Origin of the sequence: Chitinophaga eiseniae (assembly GCF_900167135.1) — a bacterium.
GTDB classification, from domain to species: domain Bacteria; phylum Bacteroidota; class Bacteroidia; order Chitinophagales; family Chitinophagaceae; genus Chitinophaga; species Chitinophaga eiseniae.
The window spans coordinates 1-26,483 of sequence record NZ_FUWZ01000010.1 but is presented as its reverse complement, the minus strand read 5'-3'; the positions used below and the strand labels follow the sequence as shown (position 1 = coordinate 26,483).

The 26,483-nt window shown below is 50.6% G+C and carries 26 protein-coding genes and 2 tRNA genes; 13 read left to right on the top strand and 15 right to left on the bottom strand.

Features of this window, described 5'->3' with window-relative positions; genetic code table 11:
* Positions 1-169 precede the first annotated feature (169 nt).
* The 12 genes from nikR to B5D63_RS33795 form a co-directional block, all read right to left on the bottom strand.
* Positions 170-571 carry a nickel-responsive transcriptional regulator NikR gene (nikR, locus tag B5D63_RS33850; protein ID WP_078673333.1) on the bottom strand — a complete coding sequence of 134 codons (402 nt, stop codon included), beginning with the start codon at positions 569-571 and terminating at the stop codon, positions 170-172.
* Positions 572-593: 22 nt separating this feature from the next.
* On the bottom strand, positions 594-1,808 hold the full coding sequence (locus B5D63_RS33845) for a porin (protein ID WP_159456269.1): 1,215 nt from the start codon (positions 1,806-1,808) through the stop codon (positions 594-596).
* 55 nt (positions 1,809-1,863) lie between these two features.
* A complete protein-coding gene (gene hypB / locus B5D63_RS33840; RefSeq protein ID WP_078673331.1) occupies positions 1,864-2,571 on the bottom strand; it encodes a hydrogenase nickel incorporation protein HypB in 708 nt (235 codons plus the stop codon).
* 11 nt (positions 2,572-2,582) lie between these two features.
* Positions 2,583-2,924, bottom strand: coding sequence for a hydrogenase maturation nickel metallochaperone HypA/HybF (locus tag B5D63_RS33835; RefSeq protein ID WP_078673330.1), 342 nt, complete (start codon positions 2,922-2,924; stop codon positions 2,583-2,585).
* A gap of 34 nt (positions 2,925-2,958) precedes the next feature.
* Positions 2,959-3,912 carry an urease accessory protein UreD gene (locus B5D63_RS33830; protein ID WP_078673329.1) on the bottom strand — a complete coding sequence of 318 codons (954 nt, stop codon included), beginning with the start codon at positions 3,910-3,912 and terminating at the stop codon, positions 2,959-2,961.
* Positions 3,913-3,923: 11 nt separating this feature from the next.
* Positions 3,924-4,532 (bottom strand): urease accessory protein UreG, encoded by a 609-nt coding sequence (gene ureG, locus B5D63_RS33825; RefSeq protein WP_078673328.1) that lies wholly within the window; start codon positions 4,530-4,532, stop codon positions 3,924-3,926.
* Positions 4,533-4,558: 26 nt separating this feature from the next.
* Complete coding sequence (locus B5D63_RS33820; RefSeq protein ID WP_078673327.1) at positions 4,559-5,245, bottom strand: urease accessory protein UreF; 687 nt, start codon at positions 5,243-5,245, stop codon at positions 4,559-4,561.
* A gap of 3 nt (positions 5,246-5,248) precedes the next feature.
* Positions 5,249-5,710 carry an urease accessory protein UreE gene (locus B5D63_RS33815; protein WP_078673326.1) on the bottom strand — a complete coding sequence of 154 codons (462 nt, stop codon included), beginning with the start codon at positions 5,708-5,710 and terminating at the stop codon, positions 5,249-5,251.
* Between the two features lie 12 nt (positions 5,711-5,722).
* Complete coding sequence (gene ureC, locus B5D63_RS33810; protein ID WP_078673325.1) at positions 5,723-7,591, bottom strand: urease subunit alpha; 1,869 nt, start codon at positions 7,589-7,591, stop codon at positions 5,723-5,725.
* Positions 7,592-7,635: 44 nt separating this feature from the next.
* Positions 7,636-8,007 carry an urease subunit beta gene (gene ureB, locus B5D63_RS33805; protein WP_078673324.1) on the bottom strand — a complete coding sequence of 124 codons (372 nt, stop codon included), beginning with the start codon at positions 8,005-8,007 and terminating at the stop codon, positions 7,636-7,638.
* Between the two features lie 34 nt (positions 8,008-8,041).
* Entirely contained in the window at positions 8,042-8,347 is a 306-nt protein-coding gene (gene ureA, locus B5D63_RS33800) for an urease subunit gamma (RefSeq protein WP_078673323.1), read from the bottom strand.
* A gap of 294 nt (positions 8,348-8,641) precedes the next feature.
* Complete coding sequence (locus B5D63_RS33795; RefSeq protein ID WP_143313336.1) at positions 8,642-9,016, bottom strand: hypothetical protein; 375 nt, start codon at positions 9,014-9,016, stop codon at positions 8,642-8,644.
* Positions 9,017-9,289: 273 nt separating this feature from the next.
* On the opposite strand from B5D63_RS33795, the gene B5D63_RS33790 reads away from it, so the two are divergent.
* The 6 genes from B5D63_RS33790 (at position 9,290) to B5D63_RS33765 (ending at position 16,020) form a co-directional block, all read left to right on the top strand.
* The gene (locus B5D63_RS33790) at positions 9,290-11,440 is read left to right on the top strand and encodes a TonB-dependent siderophore receptor (protein WP_078673321.1); all 2,151 of its coding nucleotides are present in this window, start codon (positions 9,290-9,292) and stop codon (positions 11,438-11,440) included.
* A 9-nt stretch (positions 11,441-11,449) separates the two neighbouring features.
* Complete coding sequence (locus B5D63_RS33785) at positions 11,450-12,460, top strand: ABC transporter substrate-binding protein (protein ID WP_078673320.1); 1,011 nt, start codon at positions 11,450-11,452, stop codon at positions 12,458-12,460.
* Complete coding sequence (locus tag B5D63_RS33780) at positions 12,457-13,146, top strand: class I SAM-dependent methyltransferase (RefSeq protein ID WP_078673319.1); 690 nt, start codon at positions 12,457-12,459, stop codon at positions 13,144-13,146. Before B5D63_RS33785 ends, B5D63_RS33780 begins: the two co-directional genes overlap by 4 nt.
* The gene (locus B5D63_RS33775; protein ID WP_078673318.1) at positions 13,143-14,156 is read left to right on the top strand and encodes a FecCD family ABC transporter permease; all 1,014 of its coding nucleotides are present in this window, start codon (positions 13,143-13,145) and stop codon (positions 14,154-14,156) included. Before B5D63_RS33780 ends, B5D63_RS33775 begins: the two co-directional genes overlap by 4 nt.
* On the top strand, positions 14,156-14,929 hold the full coding sequence (locus B5D63_RS33770) for an ABC transporter ATP-binding protein (protein WP_078673317.1): 774 nt from the start codon (positions 14,156-14,158) through the stop codon (positions 14,927-14,929). Before B5D63_RS33775 ends, B5D63_RS33770 begins: the two co-directional genes overlap by 1 nt.
* A 122-nt stretch (positions 14,930-15,051) precedes the next feature.
* A complete protein-coding gene (locus B5D63_RS33765) occupies positions 15,052-16,020 on the top strand; it encodes a S66 family peptidase (protein ID WP_078673316.1) in 969 nt (322 codons plus the stop codon).
* Positions 16,021-16,044: 24 nt separating this feature from the next.
* Here the strand turns inward: B5D63_RS33765 and B5D63_RS33760 are convergent, their stop codons facing one another.
* On the bottom strand, positions 16,045-16,866 hold the full coding sequence (locus B5D63_RS33760) for an XRE family transcriptional regulator (protein ID WP_078673315.1): 822 nt from the start codon (positions 16,864-16,866) through the stop codon (positions 16,045-16,047).
* A gap of 70 nt (positions 16,867-16,936) precedes the next feature.
* Between B5D63_RS33760 and B5D63_RS33755 the strand changes: the two genes are divergently transcribed.
* Genes B5D63_RS33755 through B5D63_RS33740 form a run of 4 tightly spaced genes read left to right on the top strand, consistent with a single transcriptional unit; the run spans position 16,937 to position 23,008 of the window.
* Entirely contained in the window at positions 16,937-17,671 is a 735-nt protein-coding gene (locus B5D63_RS33755; protein ID WP_078673314.1) for an ImuA family protein, read from the top strand.
* A gap of 4 nt (positions 17,672-17,675) precedes the next feature.
* Positions 17,676-19,169, top strand: a complete 1,494-nt coding sequence (locus B5D63_RS33750; protein ID WP_078673313.1) for a Y-family DNA polymerase — start codon at positions 17,676-17,678, stop codon at positions 19,167-19,169.
* An 11-nt stretch (positions 19,170-19,180) separates the two neighbouring features.
* Positions 19,181-22,390 (top strand): error-prone DNA polymerase, encoded by a 3,210-nt coding sequence (locus B5D63_RS33745; protein ID WP_078673312.1) that lies wholly within the window; start codon positions 19,181-19,183, stop codon positions 22,388-22,390.
* A gap of 6 nt (positions 22,391-22,396) precedes the next feature.
* Positions 22,397-23,008 carry an alpha-ketoglutarate-dependent dioxygenase AlkB family protein gene (locus B5D63_RS33740; RefSeq protein ID WP_078673311.1) on the top strand — a complete coding sequence of 204 codons (612 nt, stop codon included), beginning with the start codon at positions 22,397-22,399 and terminating at the stop codon, positions 23,006-23,008.
* A gap of 101 nt (positions 23,009-23,109) precedes the next feature.
* Here B5D63_RS33740 and B5D63_RS33735 read toward each other — a convergent pair whose 3' ends face one another.
* Positions 23,110-24,060 carry a helix-turn-helix transcriptional regulator gene (locus B5D63_RS33735; protein ID WP_078673310.1) on the bottom strand — a complete coding sequence of 317 codons (951 nt, stop codon included), beginning with the start codon at positions 24,058-24,060 and terminating at the stop codon, positions 23,110-23,112.
* Positions 24,061-24,183: 123 nt separating this feature from the next.
* On the opposite strand from B5D63_RS33735, the gene B5D63_RS33730 reads away from it, so the two are divergent.
* The 3 genes from B5D63_RS33730 to B5D63_RS33720 all read left to right on the top strand — a co-directional run bounded on the left by B5D63_RS33730 (position 24,184) and on the right by B5D63_RS33720 (position 25,614).
* Complete coding sequence (locus tag B5D63_RS33730) at positions 24,184-25,170, top strand: NAD-dependent epimerase/dehydratase family protein (protein WP_078673309.1); 987 nt, start codon at positions 24,184-24,186, stop codon at positions 25,168-25,170.
* Positions 25,171-25,320: 150 nt separating this feature from the next.
* A tRNA-Arg gene (locus B5D63_RS33725) sits at positions 25,321-25,394 on the top strand.
* Between the two features lie 146 nt (positions 25,395-25,540).
* Positions 25,541-25,614: transfer RNA gene (locus B5D63_RS33720), tRNA-Arg, on the top strand.
* Positions 25,615-25,727: 113 nt separating this feature from the next.
* Here B5D63_RS33720 and B5D63_RS33715 read toward each other — a convergent pair.
* Positions 25,728-26,483 (bottom strand): ISAon1 family transposase (locus B5D63_RS33715; RefSeq protein WP_078673308.1); only part of this gene is annotated, 756 nt, incomplete at its 5' end.

Here is a 26,483-nt window from a genome sequence, read left to right as displayed (position 1 = left end):
TATGCTTTAACAGAATATCTTCGCTAATTTAATCATCACCACTATCTGGTGCTGTACAAATTTAAACAGATGCTGATGCTTTTTTGATATCCGGTGCCCACAAAAGCAAGGATGTCCCACTGAGCGTGAGACATCCTTTTTCATTCTTCTTTACGCCTGTCTGTTGGTCCTAACTAATCTTCGTCATCGATAACTGCCCGTGTATAATGCCTTTTACCGCCGTCAGGGCGTTGGCCAGCTGCTTCAGCAACGACGCTTTTCCCTTCACCGCGATGATCTCAAGACAGTTGTCGTGGTCTAAATGAATATGCTGGGAGCAGAGGATCAGATCATGGAAATCGTGCTGGATATCGGTGATCTTGTCCAACAGGTCTCTTTTGTGATGATCAAACAGCAGCGTGATAGACCCGCCGACCACCGCATCCGCCTCCCATTGTTTCTCCACTTCAATCCGCTGGATGAGGTGGCGGATCGCCTGTGACCGGTTAGGGAATTGGTTGTCTTCAATATAATTATCCAACAACTGCAATACATTTTTCTCTATTGAGACACCAAATCTTACCACTTTCATATGCGCGAATTAAACTTACCACTTAGAATGCGTTGACAAAATACAACACGCCTACTGCAAACAGGCTGGAGCGCTGATGGGCGTTGGCATCGGCGATTACGTTCCTGTATTTTACCTGGTTGTTGTAGTAGTACCCAAACAGTTTCATGTGCTGGCTGGCGATAGGCTTGTATTCGAGTCCGGCAAGGATGCCGATGTTTTCCCGGAAATTTTTCCCGATAGTGCTGTTGTCTTTCGTCTGACTGGAAGACTCGAAAATGCCTTTGGTGGTCAGGAACCATCCCGGTATAAACTCGTAGTCCAGCCGGAGTACGGCGCCTTTGTAATTGACATCTCTCGCAAATCCGGGAACAAAACCAGGATTCAGCTGTTGCTGGTATTTGTTGATGGACGGTGACGCAATGTTTACGTAGTCAACCGGCATGGCCGCCCATTGAAGATCGAGATAACCTTTTAATTTCTTCAGCGTCAGTTTATTGCCCAGGGCAACAGCGTGGTTGGTTTTGCCCGATGCGTACTGGGAAACATTGTAGCTCCAGAAAGTATGCAGCTTCTGATCAAACATCTTGCCTAACCAACTCGCATATACGCCCATGGGCGTTTTGGAACCTTTAAGGCCATCAGCAGCGTATCCTGCATTGGCGTAGGTAGTATGGAAGGAGTTATTGTAAGTGTTATGCAGCTGGAGGAAGAAGCCGTGATTTTTGTTCACCTGGTATCCGAACCTTATTCCCATCAGGAACAAATTCGTCTGGTAGTTGACAAAATCGGAGTATTGATATTCGTAGGTGGGATTTGTTTCAAACTCCCAGTTGCCCACATAGGCGGCTTGTTTGCCGACATTAACAGACCATTTTTTGTCCTTGCCGAATTTATAATTGACGGAAGCATGGTCCAGCGATCCGGGTGAGTTGTCAAGGTCCCTGGGCGTCTGTGCCCTGTTGAGCCGATACCTGATCCTGAAATCAAGGTCCGGCGCGATGGTGCCTAATACTTCAAACCGGGCTTCGTTCATACGCATACTGGACTGCCGGTCGCCGTCCGGTATTTCCAGGGAGCTCCGCAGTAAAAAATTCATATGGATGTTTTCCAGTGCGTCCGGTTTCTTTTTAAACAAAAGCGAAGGCGCTTCTTTCGCCTGTCGGGCGCTGGTGTCAGCGGCCGGTGAAGGAGTAGTCTGTGCCAACAGATAACCGGATGAACAGATAAAGGTAATGGTCGTCAGTATTAGTTTCATGTGCATATTAAGATTCAGATTCAATTTTGGTAGGAGGGTGGCTGGCCGGGGAACATTATTGTTTCCGGGCCTTTTTCGCTTTTACCTTTTCCTCCAGCCAGCTACACCATTCGTCGATGCCCTCGCCGGTCAATGTGCTCACCTGTATGGCAGAGAGGTCCGGGTTAACTTCCCGGGCGTCTTTCACGGCAGCTTCTACGGAGAATGGAACGTAGGGGAGCAGGTCGGCTTTGGACACCACCATCAGTTCGCTGGTTAAAAACATTCGTGGATATTTTTTGGGTTTGTCGTCACCTTCGGTAGATGCCAGTAAGGTAACCCGGAAATCTTCTCCCAGGTCAAACGCTGACGGGCAAACGAGGTTGCCAACGTTTTCAATGATCAGCAGGTCGGCCTTGCTCAGGTCTATATGGTCCAGCGCCTGGTAGATCATCTGCGCTTCAATGTGGCACATGCCGCCCGTAACGATCTGCAGGGCGTTAATGCCCACATCGCGCAGTCTTACCGCATCTCTTTCCGTTTCGGGGTCGCCCACCAGCACGGCGATATTCAGTTTATCTTTCAGTCGTCTGCCGGTTTCCTGCAGCAGCGTGGTTTTGCCGCTGCCGGGGGAGGAGCAGATATTGATGATCAATACATCCGGCACTTTATCTCTGATCGCTTTAGCAACAAAGTCGTTCGCCTTTAAGAGGTTCAAGGTGGTGTTATCACACTGTACAGATCCGGCAGGCATCCGGTTGCTTTTAGGTTTCGTATCAATCATGGTGATTATTTTTATGTTAGAAATTCAACTTTGCTTATTCTCAGTTCTTCGCCCTGCATAATTTTCCTGGAAGGGGCGCCGCAGGCACATACGAACCTGTGCCGGACCACTTCGAAGGTTTTGCCGCAGGTGTCGCAATGTGCTATGATCGGCAGCAGCACCACTTCCAGGTCGATGTGTGCCAGCTGTGGCTCATCGAGAATCATGGCTTCAAATGCATTCTGGATCAGGATAGGCTGCACGTTACATAAAAGGCCGGCTTCCACCTGTACTTTGGTGATGCGGTCGAACTTGTCCGGATGGCTTTCCTGCAGCGTGTTGAAAATATCTCTGACTATTGGAACTTCGTGCATGGCTTTATTTTTTTTCCGGGGCTGAAGTCCCGGGTTATGTTTTAATGACCGCTTTTGGAGCCGGCCGTTTTTTGGCTGCTGTGGCTTTCTTTTGGGCTGGCGCCTTTTTCGCAGCCGGTTTTTTCGCAGCCGGTTTTTTCCGGGAGATGGGCGCCTCCGGCGCCACTGCTTCCGCTTCCGCCATATGATGCCTGATAAAGCTCCAGCACATATCGCCGATGTTGGACAACCATTCGTGCATAGCGTCGCCGCTTTCGCCCAGGGCGCGTATCAGCAGTGCGTTTTTACCACATTGGGTAAAGCCGTAGCTCATGTCGGTAAACTGCTCCGTCAGCACTTCGTCCAATTCCTCTTTAAAAGCGTTGGCGTAATCGGAGACGATCAGCAACGTGCCCTGGTGGGTGTGTCCTTCGAAGAACAGCATCCGTTCCAGGGGTTGTTTGCGGGGCTCCATCAGCTGGTTGTCGAAGAAGATGAGTTTCCCGCCACGGTATACTTTTGTCCGGTTGTGCAGTTTGGAGAATTCAAACCTTTCACCGGAGTGGATACGCCCGCCGCTGATGATGTCGCCCCATACCAGGTGCCCGCTTTCCGCCACTTCGATGAGGTTGTCCATATCGAAAATGGAATTTTTGAATGGGATGGTAGGCTGTGGCAGGTACTGCATCAGTGCGTGATCGTCCACTTTCACATGCATCGTTTGGGAAGCCCCTTTTTTCATGGGATGCAGTTTGTTGAACGATTGGGTGAACAGTTTCATCTCCGATTTTTCCGGGCAGTGCACGCTGATCTGCAGCGTGTCGCCGTCCATCACTCCCGGAGAGTAACACATCATCATCACCTCCAGGTGGTCCTGCAGCAGCTTGGAACCATAGTGTACTACTTTATAGGGAATATCAAAATAACTGTTCACCAGCAGGGTTTTAGGCCCTTCCCGCTTGCAGCTAATGTCAACCCTGCTTGTCAGTGAATTATCCCTATTGATCATGGTATTTCTGATTATGCTTCGAGTAATGCGTATTTCTTGATCCAGGTGATAACGTCATCCAGACCTATCTTTTCCCGGATATTTGTTTTCAGGAAAGGTTTTTCGTTCCGCATTTTCTTAGCGTCCCTTTCCATCACTTCAAGGCTGGCTCCTACGTAGGGCGCCAGGTCAATTTTGTTGATCAGCAGCAGGTCGGACCGGGTAATGCCGGGGCCGCCCTTGCGGGGTATTTTTTCGCCTTCCGCCACATCTATCACGAAGATGGTGACGTCTGCCAGATCGGGGCTGAAGGTGGCTGCGAGGTTATCGCCGCCGCTTTCGATGAATACGATCTCCGTGTCCGGATGGAGTTTGACCAGTTCTTCCACGGCCTCGAGGTTCATGGAGGCGTCTTCGCGGATGGCGGTGTGCGGGCATCCGCCTGTTTCCACGCCACGGATCCTGTCTGCAGGAAGTTTGGAGTTTTTGATCATGAATTGAGCATCCTCTTTGGTGTAGATGTCATTAGTGACTACGCAGATGCTGTAGTCGTTGCTCATTTTTCTTGTCAGCGCTTCTATCAGTGCGGTTTTACCGGAGCCTACAGGACCGGCCACACCTATCTTTACATATTTGTTCATGTCACAAGCATTTAAAAATTTGATGATCAGGAAATGTAAATACGGGTACGCAGTTTCTCGTGCTGCATACACTTTATTTCCTGTCCTATACAGCATAGTCCCAGTTGTTGCTCGTCCATACCGGGTTGTTGGCGGACCAGCTTAGCGATCACCGGCTGCAGGTCGTACAGTATTTTCTGACCGGCAGTCTGGCTGATGGGGACTGTTTTAGCACAGTTGGTGATAATACCATTCAGCGTGTTGTAATAAAATGCGCTCAGCGCGTCTTCCAGGGAAATGCCCGCCGCTTTGACGTGCAGTCCGAAAGCGATGGCGTAATGGCCGTGTAATTCCTCCTGTTGTATGGCGGCTGCATACTTTTTACAGGTGGGGTACGACTTCAGTTCCGTCGTTAGTTTCAGGAAGCGGATAGCCAGTTTTTTACTGGCGTCCCGGATTTCATACGATGCTTTTAAGGCCGTCACCAGGGTATCCAGCTCCACGAGCTTGTCCCATCCTTTTTTTCCGGGAGGCAAGGTGAGGGTCTTGTACAGGAAAGCGGCGTCGTTATAGTAGATGCTGTGTTCCAGCATCGTCCTGGCATACTCGGCGGCAGAACTGTTATCATGCACGATCCTTGCGTCCACATAAGACTCCAGCCCATAGGAATGCGTGAAGCTTCCTATGGGGAACATGGAGTCGTTTACCTGCAGCAGTGTTAATAGTTTCTGCATTCTTTAATCATTTGCATTGTAATTGTTATGACCGTGTGCCCTCAGCATATGCGTCTGCAACAACTTCCGTTCTTCGATGCGGGGGGCGTAGCCGGCCCGCTGCAGCTGCATAAACAAAGGCGACTCGTAGGCCACGCTGATGTTGTTCCCGTCATCGATGTAAATGGGGATGTGTTTGTTGCCGATTTCAAAACAAATGATCCCCATTTCCTTCAGTGTCGCTGGTGTGAACACAATGCATTCGCAGGGCTTTATCACCAGCTCGATGTATTTTTCATCATCCATCCACAGGATATCGCCATCGGCCAGCGGTATCCTGTTGTGTTTCCGGACCGCTATCTCCGTTCCGGACAGGGTAGGGCGCCTGATAATTGTTTTAGCCGTTTCGTACCATTCAATTTCAAAGACGTCCCGTACCCTGTTTCCGGTAAACGGATGTTTCAACACTTCTTCAACTATGATCATCCCTGTATTATTTTAGAACAGCAGGTAGCGCTGTGCCAGCGGCAGAACCCTCAGCGGTTCGCAAGTGGCCACTTTACCGTCTACTTTTACGGTGTATGTTTCCGGATCTACCTCCAGTTTAGGCATCGCGTCGTTGTGTATCATGTCTTTCTTGCCTACGGTACGGCAGCCTTTTACCGGCAGCGATTTTTTCTTCAGTCCCAGCTTTCCGATGTTACCGGATTCTATAGACACTTTGGAAACGAAGTTGTAGCTGGTCTGCGCCACTGCGTTGCCATAAGCACCGTACATCTTGCGGTAAAGCACCGGTTGCGGCGTTGGGATGGAGGCGTTAGGATCGCCCATTTTGGAAGCCACGATCATTCCGGACTTGTAGATCATTTCGGGTTTTATGCCGAAGAATTCCGGTCTCCAGATCACGAGGTCGGCGATTTTACCTGGTTCGATAGAGCCCACGTATTCGTCGATGCCGTGTGATTTCGCCGGATTGATGGTGTATTTGGCCATGTAACGTTTAACGCGGAAGTTATCGTTGCCGCGTTTGTTGTCTTCCGGCAGGGCGCCCCTTTGCACCTTCATTTTGTGGGCGGTTTGCCAGGTACGGGTGATCACTTCGCCTACGCGGCCCATGGCCTGGGAGTCGGAGCTCATCATGCTGATCACGCCGAGGTCGTGCAGTACGTCTTCCGCTGCAATGGTGGAAGGACGGATGCGGGAGTCGGCGAAGGCCACGTCTTCTTTGATGGCAGGGCTCAGGTGATGGCAGACCATCAGCATGTCCACGTGTTCTGCTACGGTATTATAGGTATAGGGTTTGGTAGGATTGGTGGAAGAAGGCAGGATGTTGGGATACATCGCGATCTGGATGATGTCCGGCGCATGCCCGCCGCCGGCGCCTTCCGTGTGAAAGGTGTGGATCACCCTGCCGTTGATGGCTTTGATGGTATCTTCGAGATAACCTGCTTCGTTCAGGGTATCGGTGTGGATCGCTACCTGGGTGTCGTACTTGTCGGCCACCCGCAGCGCCATGTCGATGGTAGACGGTGTGGCGCCCCAGTCTTCATGCACTTTCATGCCCAATGCGCCGGCCCTGATCATCTCCGCCTGTGCCTCTTCGTTGGACACGTTGCCTTTACCGAAAAAGCCTAGATTGATCGGCAGTTCCTCTGAAGCGTGCAGCATCTTTTCCATGAAGAATTTGCCTGGTGTGACGGTGGTGGCGTTGGTGCCGTCGTTGGGACCGGTACCGCCGCCGATCAGCGTGGTAAGGCCGCTGTACAGCGCCGTATCGATGATCTCCGGGCAGATAAAGTGAATGTGCGTGTCAACACCGCCCGGTGTTACAATGTAGCCCCAGCCGCCGTGTACTTCCGTACCGGGACCGATGATCATACCCGGAGTTACGCCGTCCTGCGTATCAGGGTTGCCGGCTTTACCGATAGCTTTGATTTTACCGTCCTTAATACCGATATCTGCCTTCACAATGCCCCAGTGATCGATGATCACTGCGCCGAGGATACATAGGTCCAGCACGTCTTTGTCGAGCGCGGAAGTGGCCTGTCCCATGCCATCACGCACCGTTTTGCCACCACCGAATTTGTTTTCCTCACCGTAGATCTGGAAGTCTTTTTCTATCTCAATAAACAGCTCGGTATCGGCCAGGCGCATCTTATCGCCCGTGGTAGGACCGAAGAGGGAAGCATATTTTTCACGTTTTATATACAGGTTTCCGTTTTCAAATCTTACCTCGTTGCCATTCTGCGCATACGCCTTGTTGAGGCCCATCACCGTTAACCCGGCTGTGGTAACGCCCACGATTTTAATCCATTCCCGTCTGTTCCAGGTACCACCTTTTTTTCGATTCTCGTTATTCTCGGACATACTTTTTGATTTAATGAAAAGTGTAATGTTTCAGACAACCGCCGTTATTTGGCGCCTTTGAAGTTGTTCTTCTTCGCTTTGGCAATGGCTTCGCTTTTGACAGTATTGCTGGCGGCGTTGCCATCCGTGAGGTTGTTGAACCCATAGATATTTTTCTTACCGCCGAATGCTACCAGGATCACCGCTTTTTTCTCTCCGGGTTCGAAACGTACTGCCGTACTGGCCGGGATATTGAGCCGCATGCCGAAGGCCCGGTTTCTGTCGAAATCAAGCGCCTTGTTCACTTCAAAAAAGTGAAAGTGGGAGCCAACCTGGATAGGACGGTCCCCCGTGTTTTTTACTTCTATCCTTACCGTATTCTTTTTGGCGTTGCAAATGATATCTTCTTTTTTAAGGATGAGTTCTCCCGGTATCATAATTATTTCGTTTAACAGGTTAAGCAATGAGTGTTTATCGGATAGGAGAGTGGACAGTCACCAGTTTGTTTCCATCAGGAAACAAGGCTTCGATCTGGATGTCGTGGATCATCTCCGGAACACCTTCCATGACCTGGCTTCTGGTCAACAGCTTCGTGCCCCATTCCATGAGTTCCGCCACCGATTTCTTGCCATCCCTGGCTTGTTCCATGATTTCACTGGAGATGTAGGCGATACATTCCGGGTAGTTTAATTTCACCCCGCGCTTTAGCCGTTTGGCAGCCAACTCTCCTGCCTGGTGTAACAACAGCTTTTCAATTTCCCGGGTGGTTAGATGCATAGTAATTGTATTTAATTATGATAGAAATAATCTTTGGCGCCATACCATCGTATCTGCACACAGGTATAGCAGGGACAGCCCGAAAGGCTGAACGGAACAACGTTTGCGACACGTTGTCCTTCATGGAAAATGAAAATAAATGCAGCAGGCGACAGCCTTAAATGACTGCACGTAAAAATGTTACCTGCGCGTTATTCGCAATGAAAATGAGAATGAATAAATGACAATCCTGAAAAAAAGATGGACAGAACAACGTCTTCTACACGTTATTCAAACATTAAAACGAAAGTAAAATCAGGCTAAGGTAAGCTGACGTTCCGGAGGCGGGGTTATCAATTCGAGAGAGTGGTGGACCAGATAGAAGGTATCTTCTCCCATAATGTGCTGTACATGGCCAAGGATAAGAGGCATACCCTCTTTCCTTTCAACAAGATATTCCGAAAGGGGACTGTCTTCCTCCACCCGCTCTTCGTTGAAGCCGGAGCGTTCTTCGTTGAGGCCGGAGTAAGTGTCCGTATTTTGTTTGCTAAGGGTATGTGTTTTTTGCTTTTGTTCTGCTTGCGTAATTAATATATAAGGCATGCTAACAGTCACCCACACAAATAACAGCATCGAGAAGATAGCTGAAATCCGTCTTATAAATTGATATGTGTGTTTCGGTGTGCGCATAAAAGTGTGACTGCGTATGAATCGCAGCGAAAGTAGTAAAAAGTTGGTAAACAACAAGTAGTTAATCGATTTATTTGATTTTGTTATCGGTCTTTTAACATATTGTTGGAATTTTTTTTCAATTATTGTTTCTTGTTAACACAAAAAAAAACGACCTTCGTGTCACGAAAATAAAATTCTTGCTACTTCTACTGGCACACATGGCTACGCTCCGCTAACGCACGGAATTTCTTCTAACGCCAATTTTAATTAGTTAATTTTTTTTTATTCGATATGCTTAGGAAAACGATGTCCCTGGCGGCATTGGCCCTTTCATGTCTGAGTGTTTCTGCCCAGGAGCAGGAGACGCCGGATTCAATGAAAGTGCGGATGCTGGATGAACTGACTGTGACCAGTAAATACTATAAGAAATATAATCTTAGTAAAATATCTTCTGATCTGCGCTTGCAATCGCCGTTGATAGAAACACCACAGAACATACAAATTATCAGCGCAGAAGTGCTGCAAGACCAGGTTGTCTATAATCTCATAGAAAGTGTTACCCGCAATGTGAGCGGCACGATGCGTGAAGAACTGCACAATGCCGTGTCACCGGATATTTACTCACGGGGAGGATACATCAATGCACAACGCAACGGTGTTGATCTGCGGCCATTGATAAAAGGTCCCCTGGGCGACGACGCCGCCATCATTGAGACCATCGAGTTTGTAAAAGGTCCTTCCGGTTTTATGACAGCGTTGAGCGATCCTGCCGGCTCCTATAATATTGTGACCAAAAAACCGACCGGCATCAAAAAAAATACTTTCAGAATGATGTACGGCAGTTTTGATTTCTTCCGCGCAGAGTCAGATATGGGCGGCGTGCTGGACGATAAGGGAAAATGGCAGTACCGGTTTAACCTGATGGGCATGAGCACCAAAGGTTTTATGAAATTCGATAACAATACCCGCGTGCTGATAGCGCCTTCTGTAAAATATGTCGCCAGTGAAAAAACATCCTTCACGCTGGAATATATTTATCAGCGCATGAATTACATGCTGCTGAGTGAAGCGCAGATATCGCCCTATGGCTTCGGCACCCTGCCGCGGGATTTTTCTATCTCCGATCCCAATACCCGTCCCTACAGGGCCAGCGACCATAACCTTTTCTTTACGGTAGAACATAAGTTCAACGACAACTGGAACCTGACCACCCGCATCAGCAATATTAACAACGAATATAACGGCAGTATCTTCTGGGTATATGGAAAAAACAATCACAATCCGGATATATTAAACAGATATTATGTGTACGATGGCGTGGGGTATAATACTTTCTCGGCACAGGCGTATATCCGTGGCCGTTTTACTACCGGGGCTGTCAAACATGCGGTAATGGCCGGGATAGACTTCAACGATAAAAGAAACAGCACAACAGACACCTGGGAAACGGCCAGCACTGTCTATCCGCTGAGTATCTCCCACCCGAAATACAGCAACGTGATCAACAACAACGGCGCCGGTGGCAGTTTTGAATCGGAGAATGATATCTACGGTGAAAACAACCGCACCAAAGGCCGGCTGCATTACGTTTCGGTTTATGTGATGGACGAGATCCCGCTGACGGATAAACTGAAAGTGAATGCGGGCGTCCGTATGACGCAGTCCAGCGCCAATTTTAACCAGTATGGCAAAAAGACCGATGCGAGCGACCTGGTGGTGACGCCGCGGATCGGTATTAACTACATGGTGACGCCTGCCACCAGCGTATATGCGTTGTATGATCATTCTTACCTGCCGCAGGCCGGGGTGGCCTATGATGGCTCCTCCCTGAAACCGCTGACAGGCAGAAGTTATGAGGCAGGGATCAAAAAAGACTGGCACGACGGCACGTGGAATACCACGTTGTCTGTTTACCAGATCTACAGAACACGCACTATCCTGAGAGATCCGGTATCAAATGCTATTTATCAGACAGGTGAAAACAGGTCGGAAGGCGTGGAAGTAGATGTGAGAGGCCGCGTGGCCAAAGGGCTCAACATCGTGGTGAACTATGCCTTTACGGAATCTAAGATCACCAAAGATGAGAAGAACCCGGAAATGGTGGGGATGGCGACGCCCAACAGGATAAAACATATTCAGAACACCTGGGTGAACTATACGCTGCCTATTCCCAGGCTGCCCGGTCTCTCTGTTTCAACCGGGTACCAGTTTATGGGCGGCAGGGCAGAGCGATATACGAATACCGGCCCTGAGGCGCTGAAAGATTTTTTCAGGCTGGATGCGGGCATTGGCTATTCCAGGAAGAAATACAGCATTAACCTGATCGTCAACAACCTACTGGATGATCATCTGTACAGCACCGCCTGGAAACGGAACGACATGTATTACTGGGTACAAACGGCGCCACGTAATTTCCGTTGCGCGCTGACGGTTAACTTATAAAAAATACGCATGAAACATATTTTTATTTTATCAGCATGGCTGATGTTCCTGTCGGCCTGCAGCCCCGGCGCGCAGCCGGCAGATGACGCAGCTATTACTATTACGGATGTGCAGGGCAACAAGGTGGTGCTGAACAAGCCCGCCGAAAGGATCGTCTGCCTGTTTGATCCGGTGATGGACGCGATATACATGCTGCAGGTACAGCATAAACTGGTAGGGATACCGGCGGAGACGTATGCAGACAAGGAGCTGTTCGTGCCGTACAGCCTGATCGACGAACGGATAAAAGACAGGCGCCTGGCTATTCCCGGCGGTAACGAAACGGCCAACATCGAAAGTATCATCGCGCTGCAGCCCGACCTGGTCATTGCCAAACACATGAGCGCCGGCATTATCCAGGGACTGCGGGAGATGGGGATTGCCGTCTACCTGGCATCCTCCGAAAAGTATGAGCAGGTGCTGAAGGAACTGGAAGATGTAGGCAAGCTGACAGGTGCAACAGGGAGGGCGCAGGAGCTGGCCACCTATACGAAAAGGCGTTTTGAGGCCATGCAGGCGGATGCCGCCAAGGTACCGGAAAAGGACAGGAAGAAAGCCTATTTCACGTGGGCCAATGGCCGCATCTATGCCACCACGGGCCGCAACAGCATGATGAACGATTGCCTGGAGTATGCCGGCGTGCTGAATGCCTGTACCGCTCCTGTGGACCAGCCTAACATCAACGCGGAAACGCTGATCAGCTGGAACCCGGATATGATCGTGATGTGGAATGATCCGGCGGAGCTGTTTTACGGCAAAAAAGAGCTGGCCGGTATCACCGCAGTAAAACAAAAAGCGGTCTTCAACCTGATGCCGATGTTCTTTTACAATCCGCATACGATTAAGTCGCTGCCGGCGTCAATGCGTATCAAGGCCTGGTCGGCGGGGGAAAACCCCGAAACATCGCTGGAAGAAGTGAAGAAAATTATGATCAAATATTACGGTGAAAAAGCCGGTAACAAATTAATCACATTACTATGATGCAGGAAATATCCGATTATTGGGATAGACAAAGCGCCATATGGCGGGAAGAAAAACAGGAAGCATGGTCGCAGCCGGTGACACAACAATGGCTGACTTATTTTAAAGAACTGTTGCCATACCTGAAAGGAAACAAAGTACTGGAAGTGGGCACCGCCTCCGGGTATTTCGCCAATATACTGGCAATGGCGGGATACGAAGTAACGGCGGCAGATATTTCCGCCAATATGATCGCCGAGGCAAAAGCTGTATCGGCGGCCTTGCAGGTGGAGGTAGACTATCACGTGATGGACGCACAGCAGCTTGATTTTCCGGCACAGCAGTTCGATCTGGTATTTACCCGGTTGATGACGTGGACCATACCGGACATCAACACTTTTTACGGCGAATGTTTCCGGGTGCTGAAACCCGGCGGTTTGCTGCTGAACTTTGACGGTGACTTCGGCGCTTGCCAGTTCAGCCAGGAAGGGCATGAGAAATACCCGGCGGATATTATGGAGCAGGCCAACCGGATCAAGGGCCGGTTGGACATCTCCCGGCATGCCCGTCCTGCAAAGGACATAGCAGTGCTGAAGGCGGCAGGGTTTGTGATGGTGTCGGCGGATGCGAAAGAAGAGCAGGTACTGCGGCAACCGGAAGGGACATCGGATTTATTTGAATTAAAAGGGCGTAAGCCAACACATTGAAACAAAGAGTAGTCTATTTCATTTGTTATGCGTTGCCGGTGCCGGTCATCTTACTATCCCTTTTTATCGGATCTACCGGTCAGGCGGATGCAGGGGCGGCGCTGGCGCTGGCATACAAAAAAGTGGTGGCATCGTCGCTGACGGTAGCGGAGGAGGACAGCTGGGCGATGATAAAGAATATTATCTATAACGTGCGGCTGCCGCGGGTACTGTTGACCTTCCTGGTGGGCGCCGCGTTGTCGGTGTCTGGTTCTGTGCTGCAGGGCATATTCCGCAACCCGCTGGTGGATTCCTATGTGTTGGGAATCTCTTCCGGCGCGGCTTTCGGGGCTGCGCTGGCGATGACTGTCCCGCTTATCCCGGTGAGCCTTGCGGCTTTTGCCGGGGGGGTACTGGCGGTGCTGCTGGCATACCTGATCGCCCGGTCGGGATCGGGTGCTACTATCATCACCATCGTGTTGTCCGGTATGGTCATTTCCGGTATGTTCTCTGCGGGGCTGGCCATTGTGCAGTATATCAGCAATCCCTATAAACTACAGGCGATTGTACAATGGACGATGGGCAACCTGCATGTTGCCTCGTGGCAGGAGCTGAAGCGTATATGCATTCCCGTATTACTTGGCCTTGTGGTGGTATTTATCTACCGGTGGCGGCTAAACGTCTTGTCACTGGGGGATGATGCGGCCAAAGCAGCCGGCGTGAACCCGGGCGCAGACAAATGGGTACTGATTGGCTGCGCCACCTTGCTGACAGCCGTTACCGTAGCAGCGGTGGGCATTGTCAGCTTCTACGGGCTTTTCCTGCCGCATATTGTAAGGATGATGCTGGGAGCGGACAACCGGAAAGCGATACCTGCCAGTATTTTCCTGGGTGGTACTTTCCTGCTGGTGATAGATAATTTCTCCCGGTCGCTGTTCGCCTTTGAAATTCCGGTGGGCATCTTCACCATGTTGCTGGGCGGACCGTTTTTTATATACCTGATGCGTAAAAACAAGTTAAACTGGCACTAATGGAAGCAGCTATCGAAGTAAAACAGATGAGTTTTTCCTATGGGAAACAAACGGTCCTGCGGGAGGTGAATGTTGGTTTTGGTGCCCGGAAATTTTCGGTGCTGCTGGGAACTAACGGCAGTGGTAAATCGACATTGTTTAAATCCATCACCGGTGTATTGTCTGGTTACAGGGGAGAAGTGTTTGTCAAAGGGATGCCTATGGCGAAGCTGACGCATAAACAGAAAGCGGGGCTGATCGGTTTTTTGCCGCAGTTTTATCAGACGGTGTTTCCTTTTACGGTGGAAGATATTTTACTCACCGGCCGTGCGGCTTTCTCCGGCTTTTCACCAACCGGGAAAGACTACGCGATGGTGGAACAGGTACTCACCGAATTGGGACTCGAAGGGCTTCGGAAGAAGCGATTCCCTCAGTTGTCAGGGGGAGAGCAACAGATGGTGATGATCGGTCGTCTGCTAATGCAGGACCCGGAGATCATTATTCTCGATGAGCCTACCAACCACCTGGACGTATACTACCAGCATTTTCTGATGAACAAGCTCAAAACCTTTGTGAAGCATGGTCGCACCGTGATTGCCATTATGCACAATCCGACACTGGCTTACCAGTTTGCGGACGATATCTTTTTTATGCTGGATAAAACAGTGGTGTCAGCGGTGGATACAGCGACGCCGGACCTGCAGCTGCTGGAGGCTGTATACAATACTAATTTCCTGCACATCATGCATGACGAGCTGAGGGTCGTACTACCGACAGGGGGTAAGTTCGCCTGAACTGTGCATATTCTGGTAACGAACCGGGTATCGTTCAGGTTGTGGTAATAGGAAATGACATTTTCGAGGTTGTATGATCAATGTATTGTTGTATATTAATTGAATTATAAAAATATCGGCAAATGGGAATATTGGTTCCGGAGGTATTGAAAGTGGCAGATGAAATTGTTGTAATTGCAGTTTCTGAGGGGCTGCATGCGCTTCCCGGTAACCTCATTAGAAAAGCGGTGGGAGAGCTGGAAAGCCATGGGCTAAAAGTCACTGTCTCCGATGATCTGACCGGAAATGCGGAAGTAACTTCAGACAGTATCATAAAGCGGGCAATGTTATTGAATGACGCATTTGCGAATCCTTCCGTGAAGGCTGTTCTTATTGGACTGGGGGGAGTAAGTGCTATCGAGATATTGCCCTATATTGATTTTGAGCTTATCAAAAAGAATCCCAAGCCATTATGTGGCTTTTCTGATGCTACCATTGTTCTTAACGCTATATACGCACGCACGGGTCTGATAACCTATTATGGGCCTATGTTGTTTTCTTTTGTTGCGAATGCTGATATAGACTATACATGGGACGCCTTTAAGAGAGCCTTGTTTTCAAAATCATCTTTTGAAATTAAACCGGCAGTGAAATGGGGGAATTATAATGAGCTGAAAGGAGAGCGGATAAATACCGGATTCAGGATCGTGAGAGAAGGGAGCGCTGTTGGGCGCCTGACAGGCGGCCATGTCCCATCTTTTAACCTCCTGCAGGGAACGCCTTATTTCCCTTCGCTGGAGGGGGCTGTGCTTTTTGTTGAAATTTGTGAACGTTATGGAAACGATACGGCAGGAAAGCTAAAACAGTATATAAACGCCCTGCTATTGCAGAACGGTGCTGACAAACTGAAAGGATTGATGGTCGGACGTTTTTATCATCAGCAGGGAGGCGCCCCGGATGACATCAGCGACATGTTGCTGTCTCATGCCCTGTTACAGGACATCCCTGTTATTACCAATGTGGATATTGGACATACTACGCCAATGGTTACACTGCCTATAGGTGGCCAGGTGCGCATGGAACAGGGAAGAATTACTATTGAAGCGCGTTAATGTCATCCATGAAACGGGTAAATATCAAATACGCTCCTGTTTCACAATTAACTGCTCCATCTTTCCGTCTAATTTCCCCAGCGCCTGTAAAATAGCTTCCATATCAGTTTGTGGTGACAGTTCTGTATTTGTCCAGTAGCTGTTGTACTTCCACATTTCCAGCACTTCGCTTACCGGAAGATCGTAGGGTTTGAATAACGGGTTGAGCGAAACGAGGTGGAGCTGTCCATCCTGCTGAATGCGGTTGTACACTACCTTAAAAACGATGCCTTCATTTTTGGTGATCACGACACAGGGCGTGCCGTCTTTGAGGGTAGACCAGTCCTGTATATATTCTACGATCACATAAGCGCCTTCCGGCACGGGCAGCATAGATTCGCCTTTTACGGGGAACATTCTGAATTTACGGTCGGCCGGCAGCTGCGGCATATGAAACACCGGCAGGCTGGAAATATAGTCGGGGTCTGCATAACCGGCGGTATAGCCGGCCTGTACGCTGTGGGAAACCATCTCCACCTGTTCTTTATTATCCGGGGTGATGGTGGTGGCCAATACCCGCATTTTTTTTCCTGTTACGTAGCTCATGTCGCCGGCTTCGAGTTCCCGCAGCCGCAGTTCTCCCAACTGGGACAGGTCGAGGCGCACGAACGTATCAATGTCTACCTTAAAAAAATCAGAGATCAGCACCTGGTCCTCCAGCGGAGGATTACGGGTGGCGCCGGTTTCCAGCGCTTTCAGCTTGGTGCGGGTGAACTGCAGGGCGGTGGCGAGGTCGTCCTGTGTCATTTTTTTCCGGTTACGGAGAAATTTCAGGTTATGCGCCCAAAAATTATTTTGTTCTTTCATATTTTTTTGGCATTATTACTGCCGTGATATTGGCATTATTAGTGCCAAATATAAGTCAACTTTTTGAAATATGAAACAGTCAGCTGAAAGAGATGAGGTGATAGCCAGGCTGAGAGGGGAAATTCTTTCTTCAGGGAGTACTGTATATTCATCCCATTCCAATGAGCATCCCGACCTGGGCCCTTTGAACAGGGCATTCCCGGGAGATTGTTTTCCTTTCAGGGGCACCCATGAATTTATCAGTCACACCAGTGAAACGGCAGCGGCCACGCTGGGATTTATGACCGGACTGCTGAGCCGTTTAATGAAAGGGCCGGAGATGGCTGTTTGGGTGGGCGCCCACCGGACGCTGTTTCCTCCGGGCCTGAAGGCTTTTTGCGTGGTGCCGGACAGGATCATTTTTATAGACCTGGTATCGGAGAAAGAGCTGCTCTGGGTGGTGGAAGAGTGCCTGAAATGTAATGCGTTGGCAGCGGTGGTAGGAGAAGTTCCGGATATTCATCCCATCGCGTTGCGCCGGCTGCAGCTGGCCATTGAAAAAAGCGGCGTGCCCTGCCTGTTGCACCGGCACCGGCCGCGCAGCGTGGAGAACACGGTGTGTACCACCCGCTGGATGATCTCACCGATGGCCAGCCTGATGGAAGATGGTTTACCGGGTGTAGGTTATCCGCAATGGCAGGTGGCCTTGCTGAAAGTCCGTAATGGAAAGCCGGGCAGCTGGCAGATAACATGGGACGGGCAACAGTTTCAGCATGGTTATACAGAAAAGGTGGGAGAAGAAAATGTTTATACCAAAGCAGGTTAATCGTATGAAGCGTTACATGGCGGTGTGGTTTCGTCATCTGGCGGCCGACAGGCTGGCGCTCCGTTACCCGGGGCTCCGTCAGCAACCTTTTGTGCTGGTGGCGCCGGAAAGGGGCCGGGTCATGATCCGTGCCGTCAGCCGGGAGGCCGGTGCACTGGGCATATTGCCGGGTACGGTACTGGCGGATGCCAGGGCCGTATATCCGGACCTGTTATTTTACGATGACGATCCTTCGCAGGATAAGCTACTGGCATCCCTGGCAGTATGGTGTTACCGCTTTACGCCTGTCGCCGGTGTGGACGGAACGGACGGACTGGTACTGGACATCAGCGGTTGTACGCACTTATGGGACGGGGAAGAAGGTTACTTTGAGACGATTGTCACCCGCCTGCAGGCGGGTGGTTATCATGTGCGGGCGGCGATAGCCGACACCATGGCGGCCGCCTGGGCGGTGGCCCGTTATGGTACCACGCACCCGGTGGTTGCCCCGGGAGGCCAGGCCGCAGTGATGCGTGACCTGCCACCGGAAGCCCTCCAGCTGGAACCACTGTTGACAGAGCGTTTGCGCAAACTGGGGTTTACACAAACAGGGATGTTTATGGATATGCCGCCGGCGGTATTGCGGCGACGTTTCGGGCCGCAGGTGCTGGACCGGATCGGCAAAGTGCTGGGCACTTTACCGGAGCTGCTGGTACCGGTACAGCCGCCGGAACCTTATGTGGAGCGGCTTCCCTGTCTCGATCCTATCCGGACGGCGCCCGGTATTGAGCTGGCCATCCGGAAACTGCTGGAAACAACTTGTCAGCGGTTGCAACAAGAAGAGAAAGGGCTCCGCAAAGCAAGGCTCGTCTGTTATCGTACCGACGGTGGGCAACAGCTGGTAGAGATCGGGACCAACAGCCCCGTGCGCAACCAGGAACATCTGTTCCGGCTTTTTGAATTGAAGATCGATACCATCGAGCCGGACCTGGGCATTGAACTGTTTGTGCTGGAAGCGCCGGTAGTAGAGGGTTTGACGACACAGCAGGAACGGCTGTGGGACCTGGACACCTGCGGAAAAAAAGATGCGGTGACCAAATTGCTGGACCGCCTGGAGAGCCGTATCGGTGCAGCGGCCATCCATCGATACCTGCCGGAAGAGCACCACTGGCCGGAGCGCTCGGTGCGCTCCACCAACGACGTGCAGGAAGCGGCGACAACGCCCTGGCCGGAACACCTGGTAAGGCCGGTGAGCCTGCTGGGCGCGCCGGTGCGCATCGAAGTGTCTGCACCGATCCCGGATTATCCGCCTATGCTCTTTATTCATAAGGGTAAAATACATAAGGTGGTCAGGGCCGACGGGCCGGAAAGGATTGAGCGGGAATGGTGGATCGAGAAAGGCTTACAAAGAGATTATTATCAGGTGGAAGATGAAGAAGGGGGCAGGTATTGGTTGTTTCGCTCCGGGCATTATGGGGAACATAAGCCGGAATGGTTTATACACGGATACTTTGCGTGAATAGTAACGGTATGGGATATACGGAATTGCAAATCACAACGAACTTCAGCTTTCTACGGGGGGCATCGCACCCGGAAGAGCTGGTGGAACAGGCGGCCAGCCTGGGTTATACGGCTATCGCTGTAACGGACCATAATACGCTGGCGGGCATCGTGCGGGCGCATGCCGCGGCGAGAGGGAAAAATATCCGCATTATCCCCGCCTGCCGGCTGGACCTGCAGGATGGCCCGCCGCTACTGGCTTATCCGACGGACAGGGCTGCTTATGGCCGCCTGTCAGCACTGCTTTCTACCGGTAATCTCCGGACGGAAAAAGGTAAATGTGAACTGTATAAAAGAGATGTTTATCAATATGCGGCCGGTATCAAATTCGTGATGATACCGCCGGCGGCGTTGAACGGGGAATTTGATTTTGAGGAGGATTTCAAAAAGGCGGCGAGGGAGTATCGCCGGTACTTCAGATCGGCGCTGTACATGGCGGCCTGCTGGTCGTACCGCGGTGATGATGGTAAGAAGCTGTACCGCATCGCGCAGTTGTGCGAAGCGCTGCATATCGCTATGGTGGCCACCAATGACGTGTATTACCATCATGCCGAACGGCGGGAGTTGCAGGATATTGTGACCTGCGTCCGGGAGAAATGCACGATCCACAACGCAGGCTTTCGGTTGTACCAGAATGCAGAACGTTACCTGAAACCGATCGCGGAAATGCAGCGTTTATTCCGGCGTTATCCCGAGGCGCTGGTCCGTGCACAGGAAATAGCAGAAGCCTGTCAGTTTTCGCTGGACAGCCTGGAGTATGTATACCCGGAAGAGATCACCACGGAAGGGCGCACGCCGCAGGAAGAGCTGGAGATGCTGACCTGGCGCGGCGCCGCAGAACGTTTCCCCGATGGTATCCCGGAAAAAGTGGAGAACACCATCCGGGAAGAACTTTCCTTTATGGCCCGGAAAAATTATGCGGCTTATTTCCTGACGGTATATGACCTGGTACGCTTCGCCCGGAGCCAGGAGATCTTATGCCAGGGACGTGGCTCTGCGGCCAATTCTGTGGTGTGTTATTGTTTGGGGATTACCTCCATTAACCCGCAAAAGGTGAATCTCCTGTTTGCCCGTTTCATGTCTGATGCCAGGGATGAAGCGCCGGATATTGACGTGGACTTTGAACACGAGCGCCGCGAAGAAGTGATCCAGTATGTCTATTCCAAATACGGCCGTGACAGGGCGGGCATCGTGGCTACGGTGACACAGGTACATTGGAAAGGGGCGGTACGTGACGTAGGGAAAGCCATGGGCTTGTCGATGGACGCGGTAGATCATCTGGCCAAATCGGGATATGAATTCAGGGAGGAATGGAAGGCGGGCCAAACCGTTTCCAGTGAAGGGTTTAGCGCAAAAGATCCGCTGCTCATGAAAGTGCTGGAACTGACGGAACAGTACATCGGTTTTCCGCGGCAGCTGGGCCAGCATACGGGTGGCTTCGTGATCACGCAGCATCAGCTCTCTGATCTTTGCCCTATCCTCAATGCCAGGATGGAAGGCCGTACAAATATTGAATGGAACAAAGACGATATCGAAGCGCTGGGGTTTCTTAAAGTGGATGTGCTGGCGCTGGGAATGCTGACCTGTATCCGTAAGGCGTTTGATCTGTTGCGGCAACATTATGATGAACCATATACCCTGGCGACTATTCCCGAAGAAGATCCGGCCGTTTATGATATGATCTGTAAGGCAGATACCATAGGCGTATTCCAGATTGAAAGCCGGGCGCAGATGTCGATGTTGCCAAGATTAAAGCCCCGTAATTTTTATGACCTGGTGATTGAAGTCGCCATCGTAAGACCCGGGCCTATTCAGGGCGACATGGTGCATCCTTATTTGCGCAGACGCAATGGGGAGGAGCCGGAAGATTATCCTTCCGAGGAACTGAGGTCGATCCTGAAGCGTACCAAAGGAGTGCCTTTGTTCCAGGAGCAGGCTATGGAAATAGCGATGGTGGCCGCGAATTTTACCGCTGCGGAGGCGGACGGCCTTCGTCGCAGTATGGCTACTTTCAAAGCACACGGACAGATTTCAAAGTGGCGGGAGAAACTGGTGAGCGGCATGGTGAAAAAAGGCTATGACGCGGCCTTTGCGGAGCGCATTTTTAAACAACTGGAAGGGTTTGGCTCTTATGGTTTTCCGGAAAGCCATGCTGCCAGTTTTGCTTTGCTGGTATATGTTTCCTGTTGGATCAAATGTTATTATCCTGATGTTTTTGCTTGTGCGTTGTTGAATAGTCAGCCGATGGGTTTTTACGCGCCTGCGCAGCTGGTGACGGATGCCCGTAATCATGGTGTTATTATTCGTCCGGTAGATGTGAATCATTCCTGTTGGGACAATACACTGGAAGAGCATACCGGCAAGTACCGCGCCTTGCGGCTGGGGTTCCGGCAGGTAAAAGGGCTGGGGCAGGAAGAGATGGAACGGCTGCTGGCAGGGCGTGCAACGTCTTATAAAAATATACATTCCCTTATGGATGCCGGGGTGTGCTTAAGCGCTTTGGAACGGCTGGCAGATGCAGACGCTTTTCGGTCCATGGGAATGGACCGCCGCCGGGCATTATGGGAGGTGTCGGCCCTGGCCGACCGGCCATATGCGCTTTTTGAAGGGCAGGCGTCGGAGAGTGCCAGCGAAGCGCCGGTAACGCTGCCATTGATGACGCCGTCGGAACATGTGGTGCAGGACTATGCTACTATGGCCTTGTCACTCAAAGCCCATCCGGTCAGCTTTGTACGGCAGCAACTGTTTAAACGGAGTGTCTTGTCCGTCCGGGAGCTGGACCAGTGGCCGGATGGCACCCTTTTGCGGGTAGCCGGACTGGTACTGGTGCGGCAGCGTCCGGGAACGGCCAGCGGTATCTGTTTTATCACGATAGAGGATGAAACCGGCAGCGCCAACCTGGTCGCCTTCGAGAAAATATTTAACCGTTTCCGGAAAGAAATTGTTACGTCCCGCCTGCTGATGGTGGAAGGGAAATTGCAGCGGGAAGGGAGTGTGACACATGTCATCATTCAGAAATGTTATAACTGCAATGCGCTGCTGAACCAGCTGTCATTGCCCACCGATGAAGAGCACCTGATGAATGTACCATATAGCGACAGTACGCCGCCTGTCGCTAAAAAGACCACACCTAAAATGATACAGGCAGAACTATTCCCTACAGGCAGAAATTTTAAATAGAGAACCATGCAACTGAAATTATTTGAAGATAGTCCGCTGATGCTGCCGGAAGACCTGCTGGAATATTACCCGGCCTTCCTGGGCAGGGACGAAAGTGACCAGTTACTGCAGCAACTGCTGAGCACCGTTCCCTGGCAGCAAAGCAAAGTGACCATGTATGAGAAGGAGGTGCTGACGCCGCGGTTGTCAGCCTGGTTCGGCAGTGAACCTATCCGGAGCGGGGACCAGCGTGCGGTATTGCCCTGGCCGCCGGAGCTGCTGGCATTAAAAGCGAAAGTGGAAGCGCATACAGGTATATCGTTCGATGGAGTGTTGTTGAACTACTACCGGGACAACAATGATTCGGTGGCCTGGCATTCGGACAAGGACACTGTACCCGGATTAAAAACAGAGATAGCATCTGTGAGCCTGGGCGAGGAGCGTAATTTCGACTTCCGTAGCAAAGACAATCACCGCCGCCGCTATACCATCAAACTGGAACATGGATCGCTGTTATTAATGAAGGGCGACCTGCAAAAATACTGGGAGCACCGTATCGCCAAATCTGTCAAACCCATGAAAGCGAGGATCAATCTTACTTTCAGAAAGGTGGGAGGAACGGCGGCGCTCCAGTACTGAACTCAGCCAGTACGAACTGGTTGCACTGATTGTAATCCACGGTCAATGGCAGTCATCCTTTGACCTAAGCACATCATAAAAATCAGTAACAATCATGAATATTAGCGGTTCCGCAGTTGTCCCGGCGTCATGCCGAACCTGCGCTTAAAGGCATGGATAAAGTTGCTGGCGTTACCGTAGCCGGTCAGCCAGGCCACCTCGTTGACGTGCATGTCGGTCTGTAGAAACAGCTGCATGGCATGGGCCATTTTACGTTCCTGTACCAGTTCATAAAAGGTGGTATCGTATTGCAGGCGCAGTTGTTGTCTGATCTGGTATTCCGTTAAGGGGAAATGCCGGGCCACATCCGCCAGGGAGGAGAGGTGGAGGGCATTCTCCAGGATATAATGATAGATGTCCCGCATTTCCTGCCGCCATACCAGGCAGGGTTCCGGGTAGCGTTCTGAAAACAGCAGGGTGGTAATTTCTGTCACCTTGCTGTGGCGATATACCGGCAATAAATTATCGGATACCGGTGGGTGTAACAGAGAGCGTAGGGCCAGCTGTATCTCCGGTGAGATCCGCATAGCAGAAGGGGAGAGCATAAAGGTGGCGCCGGAGGACAGGTTGCGGGTAACTTCCGGCGGCGGTGCGGAAAACTGGTCCAGCACGTTCTGCAGAAAGGACTGCCGGAAAGTAATAGCAAGGTATTCGAATCCTTGCTGCGCTTTGAAGTGCAGGTCCGACTGAAAATTGTCGGACGCGTACAGGTTAAATTCCCCTGCCTGCAGCGGTTGAGGGGCAAGGCCTTTGAAATCTGCGCAGGAGCTGCCTTTCAGCTGAAAATGGAGGCTCACATGTGGAACGTCTTTTACTTTTTGTACTTTAATGTCCTGCCCGAAATCAGCTTTGAACTGTATGATCCCGAAGTCCTGGTTAAAGGCATGGGACACCTGGTGCCGTACGTGTGGTATAGCGGCGGTGCTGTGCTCGAACTGATCGAAGCGACGGTCACCGGAAAACCTCCGGGCTGCAATCTCTTTATAGGCGTCTCCGCTGATCGTGTAAGCCATACCGCAAAGATCACCATTTTTACGTCGTAAATCAATATCCGTTGCCAGCCAGCGTTCCTACCTTTAGCGGAGAAAACATAAGGGCAATAACAAAATTTCAGAATAGCAAAATTTCAAAATGATATGCGTGTTTTAGTTACCGGTAGTTCCGGGCATTTGGGCGAAGCGTTGGTACGCAGGCTGCAGGAGTTGCGTCATGAAGTGATCGGCGTTGACCGGGTGGCCGGCGCGTTTACGTCGGCGGTCGGTTCCATTACCGATGCTGATTTCATCAGGGCATGTATGAAGGATGTAGCGGTGGTGTTTCATGCGGCTACTTTACACAAGCCGCATGTAGTTACACATTCCGTGCAGCAGTTCATTGATACCAACGTCACGGGGACGCTTACCTTGCTGGAAGCTGCTGTGGCGGCGGGTGTGGAACGTTTGGTATTTACCAGTACCACCAGTGTGTTCGGGGAGACGATGGAACCGGCGCCGGGCGGACCGGCGGTATGGGTGACGCCGGAGTTGCCGCCGTCGCCTAAAAATATCTATGGCATTACGAAGGTGGCTGCGGAAGATCTCTGCCGGCTGTTTTACCGTAAGCGCGGGCTGCCCTGCGTGGTGCTGCGTACTTCGCGGTTCTTTCCGGAAATAGATGACGACCGTGAAAAAAGAGCGACGTATGCGGACCTGAACCTGAAAGTAAATGAACTGTTGTTTGGCAGGGTAGACCTGGCCGATGTGGTATCCGCGCATTTGGCGGCTGCGGAGAAAGCGGCTGTTATCGGGTTTGACCGTTATGTGATCAGTGCCACCACACCGTTTGCCATAGAGGATATGCAGGCGCTGAAACAGGATGCGCCGGCGGTGGTGCGCCGTTATTTTCCTGGCTTCGATGCCGTATATGATCGACTGTGTTGGAAGATGCAACCGGTGATCGACCGTGTATATGATAATTCAAAAGCGCGAAAGGCGCTGGGCTGGCGCCCGGCGTATGATTTCGGGGATGCCCTGAAAGCGCTGGAAGAGGGGCGCGATGTCTTCAGCCCGTTGGCGCAGGTAGTTGGTTCAAAGGGTTATCACAGCACTGTTTTTACAGACGGACCTTATCCGGTGGATAAATAAGCGACGCTGTAATCGCTTTGTGGTGGGCTGTTTGGGCCGGTGTTGTATCAGCTGCGTATAGTGGTTGACGGTAGTGTCTCAAAAAAATATTTTAAAAAAATTTGTTTAAATAAAAACTAATCCTACATTTGCAATCCCAAACGGGGAAATGGCTGCGTAGCTCAACTGAATAGAGCATCTGACTACGGATCAGAAGGTTTCAGGTTTGAATCCTGACGCGGTCACAAAATAAAAATAGCTGCAGCATGTTTTGCAGTTTTTTTTAGCTCAATAAAAACATACTGTTAAAAAGTAGTAGATGTAAATTATTGAAAAATAATTTGTTAGGATAAAATAATATGTTTATCTTTGCAATCCCGGAACGGGAAATGGCTGCGTAGCTCAACTGAATAGAGCATCTGACTACGGATCAGAAGGTTTCAGGTTTGAATCCTGACGCGGTCACAGATTATCAATGAAAGGTCGTATTTTTAAATGCGACCTTTTTTATTCATGGATAAACACCTCCACAGTACAAATCGGATCAAGTTGAAAAGTTGGGGGATAGCGTAAAAAAGTTAAGCATATAATTTAGTTAATCGGTAGAGAAAGAATTCTATATCCCGTACACCTCTTAGCGCATTTCTGAAGGATTTTATTTTGGCATTAAAAGCCTCTGCAGCAGCATTTGTCGCTCTGTTATTGAAGAAGTTGAGGATGCCCAGATAATGAGTTCTAATAGTCCTGGCAACGGTTTTGAAAGATAATATCCCCGCTTCCTCTACGTCATTATACCACAAAGCCAGTTTCTTAAACGCCTCTTCTTTACACTTGCACTGCCTGTAAACCTCGCCCAGACGCAGGGATAGTTGATAGGATTTATGAATAAGGGGATAGTGGCTGAATAGTAATTCCGCCCTCTGCTGCTGCTCTCTGGTCCATAACCTGGAATGTTTAAACAGCAAATATCTGCTTCTGGCTAACAGCTGCTTAGCGGTGTCGCCATTGGGCAGCCTGACAGGTTCATACTTTGTTGCTGTCCGTTTCGCTTGCTCATATTCCTGATTTTCCTGTTCCAGGGCCTCCCAGCGATGTTTTATTCTTATTTCCTGCACTGCGTCAAAAGCCAGGTGTTGCACATGGAAGCGATCTATCACCCTATGGGCGTTGGTGAAGCAGGCTTTAACAGCGCTATTGAGGCTGCCAGACATATCAATCGTAACTTCCCGTACTCTCTGGCGTAAGCGTTTAGGGATTTTAAATAGTATTTCTTTGAGAAATTCAGACTGAGTACCCTTGATCATAGCCACTATTGAGCCTTTACGCCCTTTAGC